The sequence below is a fragment of the Burkholderiales bacterium genome, from assembly GCA_013695435.1.
Lineage (GTDB): Bacteria > Pseudomonadota > Gammaproteobacteria > Burkholderiales > JACMKV01 > JACMKV01.
In genome coordinates, this window is the sequence record JACDAM010000188.1 from 1 (window position 1) to 12,550 (window position 12,550).

Genomic DNA, 12,550 nt, shown 5'->3' on the forward strand with positions numbered 1-12,550 from the left:
GGGCGACCCCCGCCGGAGTGGTGGGCGCCGTGGTCGACCCAGGCGCGAGCCCGGCGAGCCGCACGTGCTGCCAGAACAGCACCGATTCATCGGTATGTATCCCGGAGTTCCAGGCACCGCCGATTGAGCCGTTGCCCGTCGGGCCGCTGGTCGTTGCCGGAGTACCATTCACATGCGCGACTACGCCGGGATCATCCCCAGGCAATGCACGGAACTTGTCCTGATATCCATAAATAAAAACCGGCACACTGCGGAAATCCGTCGCCAGGTTTTTTACTCGCGCGCTGTTGATCAGCTCCTGTCCCTTGAGAACGCCACCGAGCAGCAAGCCGATGATCACCAGTACGATGGCGATTTCGATTAAGGTAAACCCGCTCTGTTTCTTCATTTTCTGTGGCCGTTATAGTGAATGACTGATGGGACTATGAGCAAGACATATGCCCATCTCCCAAAGTGCGCCGCGAACGTTTAACGCACGGTTCGCGCCTTTAATATTTGGTTCGAAAACGTTTAGTGACGATGCACTTAGTTTTCCGATTTTCGGACTCGCATCAGTCCCTTACATTCAAATAACGACGTCCGGCACGATCCCGGCAGCTCCCAATTTGTCATTAAATCGTCGCTCGCGACGAGAATTCGACAGCCCCTCGCGGACCCTCTCCGGCGTCCGTTCCCGTGCTAAATTGGCCGCCGTCACGGGGGCGCGCTTCGGGCGCGGCAAAATCTCGGCACTGCCGTTGAATAGAGAACATACATGAGCGTCATGACTTATCCGCAACGCCTGTTGATCATCCGACCGCAGTTGTGGCTGGGGCTGATGCTGCTCGCGGCGCACGGCGCGTTGGCTTGGGGTGTTGAGCAGTGGTGGCAGCGCGCCCTGCTTCTGACACACTTTGGTTTGTTTCTGATCTGGCAGCCAATGTGGGGAAACGAAAGCCGGCTGAAGGCGATGCATGTGATGCTGGTTATCGCTGCCGGCGTCTTTTTGATCGTTTCGAATAACTGGTGGCTGACCATCTTTTGGCTTTCGGTTCTGTTTGCGTTGATCGGCGGCAACGTGACGGGGCAGCATCGCGGCGAGCGGCTTACGTCCCTTCTCGCCGCCGTTTACCTGCTGTCGTTTCTCCTGACGTGGGTAGTTCCGCAACTGTTTCCCGACGATGCATTGCCCGACGCGGCAGTGTGGACTGCACGTTACGGCCTTCCGTTGCTGCCGCTCGCAATTCTGTTTATCAAGGTCGAGCCCTCGCGGAGTGAAACACTGAAGCCCGTCGCTGTAGATCTCATTTACAGTCTGCTGCTGTTTCTTGGAGTAACCGTGCTGATTCTTGGCAGCTTTGTCGTCAAGGTCGTCAGTCAGAACGATTACGTCGCGGCACTCGCCCAGACGCTGCTCGTAATCGCCTTCCTGCTGGTCGTTGTCAGCTGGTTATGGAATCCACACGCACGTTTTGGCGGATTGCAGCAGTTCCTGTCGTCCTATTTCCTGTCGATCGGACTGCCGTTCGAAACCTGGATGCAGAGCCTCGCCAATCTGGCCGACCGCGAAAGCGATCCGGAAAAATTTCTGGTCTGCGCGGTTCAGGAAATGACCTTTTTGCCCTGGGTTTCGGGCGTCCGCTGGCATGGAACGGCAAGCGACGGTGAAGTCGGCGAAGCGTCGAGGTTCAACTCGCAGTTTTCGTTTCGCGGAGTCGATTTTTTGATCTTCACCCACTCGACTCTGAGCCCGGCGTTGACCGTGCACGTGAAATTGCTGCTGCGGTTACTGGGAGATTTCTACGACGCCAAACGGCGTGAACTAACGCAGCGCAACAACGCCTACACGCAGGCCATTTACGAAACCGGCGCGCGCCTCACCCATGACGTCAAGAATTTGTTGCAATCGCTGCGATCGCTTTGCGCGGCCGTCGAGGGCGCGGACGCCGATCAGGCCGAAGCGCTGCGCGCTCTGATGCAGCGCCAGCTACCCCAGATTACACAGCGGCTGCAGGGAACGCTGGAAAAACTGAAGGCGCCGGCAAAGCCCGATTCGGCGCAGATTGAAGCGCTGCAATGGTGGCAAAATCTGAAGCTGCGCTACGACAACAAGCAGGTCAGATTTCGGCGACGCGGAGATCCGACGAACGTTTTATTGCCCGCCGACCTGTTCGACAGCATCGCTGACAACCTGATACAGAACGCGCTGAATAAAAGTCACACGCTTACCGATTTCAGGATCGAGGTGGAGTTGTCTTTCGATCCGGAACCGCGATTTTCCGTTTGCGATAACGGCGCTCCGGTCGATGCCGCAATCGCGCGCCGACTATTCGGGGGGCCTGTCGCTTCCAGAACGGGATTGGGAATTGGCTTGTATCACGCGCATCAGCAGGCGGCGCAACTCAACTACGGATTGGTGTTGCAGGACAACGAGCCGGGGAAGGTATGTTTCGTATTGAGAGGCACTCCAGCTTCCCAAAGCCCCGACCCGCATAGCGTCTTATGGCAGCCTACCCGCAGCGACCATCCGGTTAACAATTAACGGCCGCGAGAGCCAGGCAACTACGTCGTCAAAATGGCCGGGGTCGCTCGGAACGAGATTATCGGGCGTGTCGCTGGTATAAATTTGGTCGAATAACGCATTTGCCAGATTTGCGCTCGTGTCTTTTCCGGCAGAAAAAACGATAGCGATTGCACGCTCCTGGGCCGCGGCGAGATCATTTCCAGCTCGGTCTTGCACCCGCAAGTCGTCCAGGAAGGGGCTCGGAGGAGCGGGCATTAGCGCAAAACTCTTGAAACCTGTCGTAGTCACGTAATTTCTGTCCACCCGATAACGCCAGTCGCCAATGCGGGGAGAGGTCGCGGCGATTCGTTTTGTTCCCCATCCATCGAGATCCGAAACTCCTAAAGTTTTCCACGGCAAATAGCCTTCTGCCGCTGGTACGGCGCTGCATGAAATATCTTCTACCCCATACCCCGCCGCAGTCGGGTCGGTATCGTAGTCGGGACATGGCAAACGACCGTTGGTTACTGCAAAGCCAACTAGCGCCTCTTTAATTTCCTGCAAAGCCTTCTGCGTTTCAGTTAGTTTGCGCTGCTCTATTTGCGCTGCGAGTGGCGCTAGCAGGCCGCCAACGAGCAAACCGATAATCAACATGGCGATCGCCAGTTCAATTAGGGTAAAACCGGAAGCAGAATGCGGAAAAGGTAGTTTCATTGGAGAGCTTTCGTCTGACGATTAAGGTGTAAGGGCGTAGTCTTTTCCAAAAATAGAAAGGGTTGCCGCAGCCGAGCCAGTTCGTTCGTAAAGGACGTAGGATTGCCACTCGGCAAACCAGGGCAAGCTGGAAAGACTGACTGCCGCTCCCCCAGAAGCGAGACAGTCATTGGGTGCGTCGTCTTTGATCGCCACGTACCCAATGGTGGCCGAAGCAACGCACTCGCCAGCCGTGGAAGGCGCCGCAAAAGGATAGTCTCCGTTGGCATCGTAAAAAGCTTTAAGTCGGCTTTTCAATTCCCCTGCCACTCGACCTCCAATCGCTACACGATATTCATCACGGGTTACATAAATTAGTTTGTCGTTAAACTGATTATTTGCGGCCGGAGTGGTAACAGTGTCGGCTGCAACGATGAAATCGCGATCGTTGTCCCAATTCCGGTAATTTGTAACGCCTACCCGATAGTCATCGAGATAGTTACGGGCAACGGCCGCCCCAGCGCGATTTTGCGTGCCGAGCGGCGCCCCCGGTGCGAACAGAACGAATGCGACTCGATTGCTTAACACCGCGCCGCTTACATCACGGACGGTCAGCCAATTACTCGCTCCATTTAAAACGAGCGGAATGTTAAAAGAGCTTGATGGCGCTCTTAGAAGATTCCGGGAGACCCCATACCATGGGTCTTCTCCACTGCCATCCACTTCAGCGAAGTTCAAACTTCCCAACGGACCCATGCAGGGAACGTTTTCTCCTCGACGTGGCAGTTTGCCCAGCAATAAAGCATTGGTGATCGTGCTTGGAGAGCAGTCGCTAATGCCATCGTAGTTGCCATCGGCGCTCCGATCCGGAAACGGAAGCAGGCCGGGTCGGGCGGAATGACTAACGGCGTAACCAATCAATGCATCCCTGGCCTGCGCCAGCGCAGCGGCGGTCTGGGCGTCGTTCTCCAGGCGTGGCTTCGCCTTCGACAAAGACGTGACCAAGGCGCTGGCCAATCCAATACCGAGCATGAGCAATATGATAAGGACTACGACGCCATGCTGTTTGCCGAGAAGTGCTATACGGCGACCGTTTTTTTTCTTGTTCATTGCTGCTGCGCGCTATCCAAGCCGGAAGATGGCTCGTTTGACTGTTCAGGACCGGTATCTTCGACCTCAGCCGTCAGCGTGCGCCTAGCTGCGTTTTCTGGCCGAGTTAGATTTTTTATCTTTAACGCTGGCCTGATTTCGGCAACAGGGCTCGTGTAACGCTCGCTGATCTTGCCGGTTCGCAAATCCGCGCTTTGCCCGACCTTCATCTGCAAACTACGTTGCGAATCCGGAATCCGAATTGTCACCCGACCTGCCCCCTCCCGGTTCTTGATCGCGATTGCGGCGGCAGTTTCGTGGTCGCTAACGGGCTTGTTGTTGATCCAGATCGTCGATTGCCCATCACTGCGCTGAATCATACCGTTCACGGTGACGATTTCCGGAGCTGGAGAAGGAGGAAGTGCAACGGGCTTCGCGACGACTTGCATTACAGGTTTAGGCACTGCTATCGGCGGAGCATGGCGTGCGCGATCAAGTTCGGCGCGTTGGTTCGGGGAAAAGAATAGTCTGCCCAAAGCCGCGGGTGCCGGGCTCAATTCAGCAGCCGTACCGATTGGACAGATCAAAGCCGCGGAAAATAGCGCGGCGATGGAAAGTTTTTGCATCATGGTTTCACCGCTTCGGCATTCAAGGTAATCCAGGCAAGCTCGCATTCGGCGCGTAAGTTCGGTTGGATGCCGCCAGTGCTGCCGGCGATGCGCTCGACGGCACATTCATTCAAGGCATAGGTTCCGGCGCCCTGATCTTTCAGGTTCTTGAAAAACCGCAGCAAGTCTTCTTCATGCAATAGCTGAAAACTGATTTTCATCAATGATTGCTGGAGTGGTAGCGACGCCTCCGCGGACCCGGCCACTGGATACGGCTGTTGCGCGCCGATCTGATATTCGATGCCAAACAGATTCGCTCGCGTATTCGCCGTCCGCAGTCCATCGAGCCAGTCGATGCGCTGCTCGGCACCGACGAAGCCTTGCTTCTGCAGCGCCTGATATTCAGGCAGGTAGCGCAAGATGATGGCTTTTTCCTCACCCGATTTCTGCAAACGCAGCCGCGCTTCACGCGCCTGTTGCTCATGTTGTTCGGTACGTTGCCTGGCTGCGCCGAGGTCGCGGTCAGTCAGCGCAACCGCTGCAGTGCCGCAACCCAGTACGAGCAGCAAAGCTGCGAAAGGCGCGCGCAGTCTTTTCAGTCCGCCGGCTTTGGCCATCACGACGGCAACCCCGTTTTGAATAAGATGGTGAGCGTGAAAGGCGCGGTTGCAGCTTGCGCGCTATTCATCGTGCTCCCGCTCAAACTTGCAGCGGAATTGATGTTTAGCGGCAGTTGCTCGACGCGCACCTCTGCAACTGCCTGATCGGCCTGAAGTGCTGCGGTCAGGCGGTTTATGGTTTCAAGCGCGGCGCGATAGTTGCCGTTGAAAGGCATGATCTCGCCTTCGATCGAACCCATTTCAATGCCGGCTCCGGGCGGCGCGGATTCAATCGGAGCAGGACTCGCACTACCAGGCGCTCCCGCATGCCATACCAATCGCTTCAGCGCAATGTCGGGATTGAGGTCGAGCGCACGGCTCACCACCTTGAGCAGCATTTCTGGATTGCGCCCTTCGCTCCTTATTTTCTGCGCGGCTTCGACGATGCGCCGCAGATTGTCGGCAGAGGTCGGCGCCTGCGGAAATTGCTGGCTTGCCTCCGCATACTGCGACTGGTAGCGCGCGGTCTGGTCGGCAAGGCCGGCCGTTTGACTATCGTAGTCGACGCGTTGGTAAACGTTCAGGCCGGTCCAGGCAACGGCGGCGACCGCGGCCGCGGTGCTGAGCGCGTAAAGCGCCCGGCGCTGCTGGTGGTGACGAAAACTACTGATCAGCTGCGGCCGCGCCAGATTCGAATCAGGGGCCTGCAATCCAAGCGAATACAATTGCAGCGCATCAGGGAACTGGCCAAGCAAAGCGACCGAAATGCCGAAGCGCTTCGAAAGTTCGTCGCGGTCGACGTGCAAAAACTGCATTTCGACATCGAATTTGAGATCCGATCGCGGCAACGAACCATCATGATCGATGACCACGACTGATAGCGGCTCGTCCTGCGGTTTGGCCTTGACCGATTCGAGATAGCGCCGCGTATTGGTGATCTCTTCACTGAGCGTTGTAATTGTACTGCGCGCATCGTCATGGCGCTTTTCGCGTGGCGTCAGCCGGCTCGCCGACAGCGCGCGCGCGTGAAAATAGGTCTGGCGCAACCCGGCCGCGGTTTGCGCAACCAGCAGCAGATTCGGTATCGCGATGTTCAACTTGTCAAGGAGGGTGCGCCCGACCATGGACGCGAGGTAGACGCCAGCTATCGGTATATCGCGAAGTTTGAGAACCTCGATCCAGTTGTCGATCAGCTCTGGATTGGTCAGCGCGGCGAAAAGAAAACGATCGTCGCGTCGTTTGCTCTCGTCGCGCCCACGCAGTTTGGCGACGTAATACGGCGTTGCGCGATAAATCTGTGTCAGCTTGCGCTTAACCAATTGCGCGCGATCGCCGCCGGTCGCATGCGGCAAGGTTTCGAAACGCACGTCTTCCTCGACCGAGTCGGCCAGCACATATACCGGGGTGCGGGAGAAAGCAGTCAGATAGCTGTCGAATTCCATCAAGCCTTGATCGCTGCAAGCGAACGCGCGACATTCGACCAGGCGTCCACGCCGCCAGTGCGCGGCGGTGGCCTGCGCCGCCGATATGCACAGAAGTAGCTTTTCGGTAATCACAGCTTGAGTTGTCCGATGATGTCGTAAACCGGCATCAGTGTTGCCATCATGATGAACAGTAGGATCGAAGCGAGCACGATGGTCATCACCGGGCCCAGAAGCTTCATCGCACGATCGACTGCTTCCTTGACATCGCGGTTGTAGAAATAGCTGATGTTGAGCAACGCCGAATCGAGCGCACCCGTGGTTTCGCCGACGCGCAGCATGCGCAGCACCAGCGGGGGAAACACGCCGATGTTGCGAAACGATTCGGTCAGGCTTTCTCCGCCAGCGATCTGCTGGCCCGCGCGCGCAAGCCCGTCCGCGATTACACGGTTGACCACGATTTCCTCGCTGGTCTTGATCGCTTCCAACACCGTGATGCCGGACTGATACATGAGGGCAAAGAAATTGGCGAACCGCGCGAGTATGATTTTTTTCAGAATCTCGCCGGTGACCGGAACCTGCAACTGGATGTAATCCCATAGATAACGTGCGCGCTGACTGCGCCGTATCGCAATCGTGATAAACGTTGCGGCGATGATCGGCAAGCCGAGAAAAAGCGGCCACCACGCGATGATGGCGTTGGATAACGCGATCAGCACGCGCGTCTGTATCGGTAAAGCGATGTTCATCGTCTTCAACAGAGAGACGACCTGCGGCACAAGCACGACCAGCAGAACGACAACGACCACGATCACGAGCGCCAGCACCAGCATCGGATACAACATCAGCCTGCGCGTTTGCAGGATGATCTCGTCCTGCCACTTCAAAGTCGTGCCGAGATTCTCGAAAATTTCCGGCAATCGCCCGGCGGTCTCGCCGGCTTTGACCAGGCCGACGAAAACATGATTGAACACGACCGGATGCGTCGCCAATGCCTGCGACAGGGTTTTGCCGCCTTCCATGTCTTCGATCAGCGAGGCGATGATTTCGCGAAAGCGCGGATTGTCCATGCTGTCGCGCAGATCGCGCATGCCTTCGAGCAGCGGAATACCGGCGCGAACGATCTGCTCGACGTCGAAGCAGAAAGTGATCAGATCGCGCCGCGTGATCTTGCCGCGCGCGAGCGACGCCGAGCCGGGTCTCAGGGCGCGCAAGGTAATCAGATCGAGTCCCATGCGGCGCAGCCGCAACTCGAGGTCGATTTCGTTGACCGCGATGAGGCTGCCGCGCGCGGGCCGGCCGCTTTTATCCACCGCCTTGTACAGAAATGCTGGCACGACGGGCCTGCGTCAGGTCAGGCGACTGGTCAGATCGACGGTGCGCCCGACCTCGGCCACGCTCGTCGTTCCATCGATCACGCGCTGCAGACCGTCATCGGCCAGCGAGCGGAAGTTCTTTTGGCGCGCTGCGCTTTTCAGTTCCCGCGCAGTCGCGCGACGAGCGACAAGCTCATCGAGATCACCATCCATCGGCAGCACTTCCATCAGCGCCATGCGCCCCTTGTATCCCTTGAAGTGGCACTGCTTGCAGCCGACCGGCCGATACAGCTTGCCCACTTCGCCGGCTTCTTTTCGGAACAAAGCGAGTTCTTCGGGCGCCGGCTGATAACTCTCCCGGCAGTGCGGGCACAACACGCGGACCAAACGCTGCGCGATCACGCCGATGATATTGCCGGCCATGATATCGGGCAGGATGCCGATATCGAGCAGGCGCGGAAACGCGCCGATCGCCGAATTGGTGTGTAGCGTCGTGTAAACTTGATGACCGGTCATCGCCGCGCGGAACGCCATCTCGGCGGTTTCACGATCGCGGATTTCGCCGACCAGAATGATGTCGGGATCCTGGCGCATGATCGAGCGTATGCCGCTGGCGAAATCGAGCTTGACGGATTCGTTGACCGAGGTCTGCCGCATCAGCGTCACCGGGTACTCGACCGGGTCTTCCATCGTCATGATGTTGACCGTCTCATTGTTGACTTGCGACAGCAGCGAATACAGGGTTGTCGTTTTGCCACTGCCGGTCGGCCCGGTCAAGATCAGAATTCCCTCGGGCCGCGCCATCAACCGGTTCAGGATCGTAGTCGTGTGCTCGGGCAGATTCATGCGGTCGAGCCGCAGAATCGACTTGTCGCGGTCCAGCACTCGCAGCACGATGTTTTCGCCGTAAATGGTCGGCAAGGTCGATACGCGGAAATCGATCGGGCGGCCGTTCAGATTCAGCGACAGGCGTCCATCCTGTGCGGCGCGCGTCTCAGCGATGTTCATGCCGCAGATCACTTTCAGCCGTACCGCGACGCCCGGCCAATATGTCTTGTGCAGGCTGCGCACCTGTTCGAGGACACCGTCGATGCGATAGCGGATGCGCAGGAATGCAAATTCCGGCTCGAAGTGAATGTCGGAAGCGCCGCGCTTGACGGCATCGATCAGCAACGCGCCAACCAGTCGAACGATCGGCTGCGTGTATTCTTCGCCGCCGGCTGGCAGGCTCTGGTAATCGATCTCGCCGGTTTCGATCTCGCGCAGGATGCCGTCGACCGACAGCTCGAAACCATAAAAATGATCGATGGTTTCTTCAAGCTGGGCTTCGCCGGCCAGCACAGTCTTGAGATCGATCTCGGAGCCGAGCGAGGCGCGCAATTGATCGAGGGCAACGACGTTGAAAATTTCGCTGACGGCAACGATCAACGTTTGCGTTTCGGCATCGAACGCGATCGGCAGCAGGCGATGGCGGCGCGCGAAATCCTGCGGCACCAATTTCAGCGCATCGGCATCGACCACGACTTGCGTCAGATCGATGCTTTCCTGACCGATGGTCTGCGCGAGCATGTCGCGGATCACGGCTTCGGTGACAAAACCGAGCCGTACCAACAGCCTGCCGATCGGCATCGGGTTGGACTTTTGTTCGGTAAGCGCGATACGCAATTGATCCTGCGTGATCAAGCCCTGCTGGATTAACAGTTCGCCGAGGCGAAGTTTTTTGCGTTGCTCGATCACGGTTTTCTGTTACTCCGCGACAGCCGCGAGCGCGGCGACGTGCCGCTCAACCGAGGCTGCATCGAAGCTGGCATTGCCGCGTAGAGCGACCAGAGAGAGAGCGCGCCGATAGTAATCGACAGAGAGTTTGCGCTGACTCAAATGCTCAAGCCCGATAGCCAGATTGAATGCGTAATCGGGATGATCGGGCTGTAGATGATGCGCCTGGAAATAGGCGGCTTGTGCGGCCGCCCATTGCGATTGATCGGCGTACAGATTGCCCAGAACAAAATAAAGAAACGCCGAGGGTTCGCGATCGATCAGTTGCTTGAGTCGCGTTTCGGCGTTCTGCCTGTCCGCCTGGCCGCCGACGGCGATCAAGCCGGCTTGCGCCAAGGCGTTCTTCGGATCGGACTCGAGAATCCGGAAATAGTATTCGCTCGCCTGTTCCGACTTCGTCTGCTGGATCGCAACCGCAGCGAGGCCGAGCAGTACATCGGCGTTGTTCGGTTCGGCCTGCGCGAGTTTTTTGTAGCGCGCTTCGGCGTCGGTGTGATGGCCGCTTTGCAATGCCTGGTAGGCATCCGCCAGATCCTGATCGACCCTGACGGCTGGCGTTTCCCGGCTCACGTCGATGCTGTGTGCGGGCTCAAACCCGAACGTGGAAGCTGAATCCAGCTTGGTAATCGTGACCGCGGTCTGCTTCGGTCTTGGCGGGCTAACCGGTTGAACGGAAGAGCTCTCATCGATCATCCTGTTGTGCGCGCCAGGCGTCGCGTTGCGCGTTGCATTGATGTCTGGAAAAAATGAGTCGTTCGGAACAGATTCGGCGCTCCCGTTCGCCGGAGATTTCGCTACCGCTGCGACCGATGAAGCCACCCGTCGCGTAGCAGGCTCGGCCGACGGTAGTTGCACGGCTTGCGCGGAGGCGATAGGACTGGAATTCTTCGATGTCACGCGCGGCTGGCCAGGAGAAGCGGTACCCTGTAAAGCGGCGCCCGGCAAAGCGGCAGTCGCTGCGAAGGCAGTCGGCGAAGATGAGCCTGGGATCGGCTGATTTGCGACTGGCGACGGCGCGTAATTTACGCGAGTGGGCGGCACCAGCTGCACGTAAACGTAAGAGCCGTATGCAATCAGGAACGAGGCGGCGGCGACCGAAAATACTATCAGCGGACGTTCGCGGACGTAGTCTGCTACACGCGTGCGTGGGCTGCCCGCAGCCAAGATGGCGGCAGCCTGTGCCGGGCTTGGGTCGGTGTAAATCGGTTTTCGCGCCGTCGATACGTGGTCCGCGGGTTGCAGCGTCAGTTCGCGCGGCGAAGGCGCAGAAGCCGCCTGGCCGCCAGTCCGCTCCTCGCCGGCTTTCTGCAGCGCTTTCAGCAATAAACTCACTGCACGTCCTTTGCGCTGCTGCTCGACGGCAAGAAGCGCTGCAGCGATTTAAGCTCTTCGGATTCGAGCGACGGATTCGCCACCACCACCGGGCGTAAAAAGATGATCAGTTCAGACTTGACCACGGCCTCGTCGCGGAAACTGAACACGTCGCCAATCACCGGTTGTTGCGACAGAACCGGCACACCGTCGCGATTGCGTCTGACGTCGTCCTGCATGAGTCCGCCAAGCACGACGGTCTGACCACTGCCTACGCGCAACACCGATTCCATCTCGCGTGCCTGGATTTCGGGGATCAGGTTGGTCACGTTGGCGGCGGCCAGCGAAGGATTTGGATCGCGTACAAAGCTCGTGATGCGTGAAACGGTGGGTCGCACGTTCAGCATGACGCTGCCGTTTTCGTCGATTTGCGGGGTTACGAACATCACGAGGCCGACCGGGACGGTATTGATCGTCGTGTTGAAAGTCGTCGTCGCCGTCGTCTGGTTGGTGACGGTCTCCGCCTGCACGTTGAAAAATACGCGGTTATCGACAACTTTCAGCAGCGCCGTCTGATTGTTCAGCGCCATCAGTTTCGGGCTCGATAGCACACGCGCATCGCCGAATTGCTCAAGCAGTCTGACCGCGGCGGCGATATTGCCGATTGCGGACATCGGATTCACGTAGCCAATAGTCAGGTTCGGCGGGCTCAACAAGCTGCCTTGCGTCAGGGATTGCGTCACATTCAGGCCCCCTGTTATCGCGAGCCGGCTGAAATCCACGCCTGCCTGATAAGTGTCTGAAAGGCGCACTTCGACGATCGTCGCTTCGATCAACACCTGGCGCTGGACCGATGCGGTCACACTATCCAGATATTGCTGGACCAAAGCCTGCTGGCGCCCGGTTGCCAGGATGCTGACGGTGCCGGCAACGGGGTTGATGACGATGTCGTCTTTCGGATCGCCGGGGACCGGCAAAGGCGTGGGGAATGCGGTACTGAACAGGTTCGCAGCGGAAGCGCCTGCGCCGCTTACTGCCGTGGCCTGCTGCAGACGTTCGGCCTGCGCGGCCTTGATCTGATCGAGGCGAGCGATTCTTTCTTCAGAGGAGAGCTTTTGCGCTTGCGTCGAAGCCAGGATATTGCGGACGTTCTGCGCTAGCACGTCCCAGAAATCATTTCTCGATTTGCTCGTGACTGTCGTGTTCGATGCGTTACCGGTGCCGCCAGCAACCGGACTGCCTTGCGCGCCAGCAG

11 protein-coding genes are annotated in these 12,550 nt (G+C 58.1%); 1 reads left to right on the forward strand and 10 read right to left on the reverse strand.

The window, feature by feature from the left end:
- Positions 1 to 388, reverse strand: a 388-nt coding sequence (locus tag H0V78_09555; protein MBA2352007.1) for a prepilin-type N-terminal cleavage/methylation domain-containing protein, incomplete at its 3' end; no start/stop codon positions are given.
- 366 nt (positions 389 to 754) lie between these two features.
- Here H0V78_09555 and H0V78_09560 point away from each other — a divergent pair.
- On the forward strand, positions 755 to 2,521 hold the full coding sequence (locus H0V78_09560; protein MBA2352008.1) for a HAMP domain-containing histidine kinase: 1,767 nt from the start codon (positions 755 to 757) through the stop codon (positions 2,519 to 2,521).
- On the opposite strand, the gene H0V78_09565 is transcribed toward H0V78_09560, so the two are convergent.
- The 9 genes from H0V78_09565 to H0V78_09605 all read right to left on the reverse strand — a co-directional run.
- A complete protein-coding gene (locus tag H0V78_09565; GenBank protein ID MBA2352009.1) occupies positions 2,480 to 3,196 on the reverse strand; it encodes a type II secretion system protein in 717 nt (238 codons plus the stop codon). The two genes, H0V78_09560 and H0V78_09565, sit on opposite strands and share 42 nt — an antisense overlap.
- 21 nt (positions 3,197 to 3,217) lie before the next feature.
- Positions 3,218 to 4,285 carry a hypothetical protein gene (locus H0V78_09570; protein ID MBA2352010.1) on the reverse strand — a complete coding sequence of 356 codons (1,068 nt, stop codon included), beginning with the start codon at positions 4,283 to 4,285 and terminating at the stop codon, positions 3,218 to 3,220.
- Positions 4,282 to 4,893, reverse strand: a complete 612-nt coding sequence (locus H0V78_09575; protein ID MBA2352011.1) for a hypothetical protein — start codon at positions 4,891 to 4,893, stop codon at positions 4,282 to 4,284. The genes H0V78_09570 and H0V78_09575 overlap by 4 nt, the downstream gene beginning before the upstream one ends.
- Positions 4,890 to 5,492 (reverse strand): hypothetical protein, encoded by a 603-nt coding sequence (locus H0V78_09580; protein MBA2352012.1) that lies wholly within the window; start codon positions 5,490 to 5,492, stop codon positions 4,890 to 4,892. Before H0V78_09580 ends, H0V78_09575 begins: the two co-directional genes overlap by 4 nt.
- Positions 5,489 to 7,027, reverse strand: coding sequence for a hypothetical protein (locus H0V78_09585; protein MBA2352013.1), 1,539 nt, complete (start codon positions 7,025 to 7,027; stop codon positions 5,489 to 5,491). Before H0V78_09585 ends, H0V78_09580 begins: the two co-directional genes overlap by 4 nt.
- On the reverse strand, positions 7,024 to 8,229 hold the full coding sequence (locus H0V78_09590) for a type II secretion system F family protein (protein MBA2352014.1): 1,206 nt from the start codon (positions 8,227 to 8,229) through the stop codon (positions 7,024 to 7,026). Before H0V78_09590 ends, H0V78_09585 begins: the two co-directional genes overlap by 4 nt.
- Positions 8,230 to 8,241: 12 nt before the next feature.
- Positions 8,242 to 9,945: a type II/IV secretion system protein gene (locus tag H0V78_09595; GenBank protein MBA2352015.1), complete on the reverse strand. Its 1,704-nt coding sequence runs from the start codon at positions 9,943 to 9,945 to the stop codon at positions 8,242 to 8,244.
- A 9-nt stretch (positions 9,946 to 9,954) separates the two neighbouring features.
- Positions 9,955 to 11,316: a tetratricopeptide repeat protein gene (locus tag H0V78_09600; protein ID MBA2352016.1), complete on the reverse strand. Its 1,362-nt coding sequence runs from the start codon at positions 11,314 to 11,316 to the stop codon at positions 9,955 to 9,957.
- Positions 11,313 to 12,550: Type II secretory pathway component PulD (locus H0V78_09605; protein ID MBA2352017.1), on the reverse strand; the 1,238-nt coding region annotated here is incomplete at its 5' end. The genes H0V78_09605 and H0V78_09600, both read right to left, overlap by 4 nt.

Coding starts and splice junctions, on each gene's coding strand:
- H0V78_09575 (MBA2352011.1), bottom strand. CDS start 4,893: ATGATGCAAAAACTTTCCATCGCCGCGCTATTTTCCGCGGCTTTGATC.
- H0V78_09560 (MBA2352008.1), top strand. CDS start 755: ATGAGCGTCATGACTTATCCGCAACGCCTGTTGATCATCCGACCGCAG.
- H0V78_09570 (MBA2352010.1), bottom strand. CDS start 4,285: ATGAACAAGAAAAAAAACGGTCGCCGTATAGCACTTCTCGGCAAACAG.
- H0V78_09565 (MBA2352009.1), bottom strand. CDS start 3,196: ATGAAACTACCTTTTCCGCATTCTGCTTCCGGTTTTACCCTAATTGAA.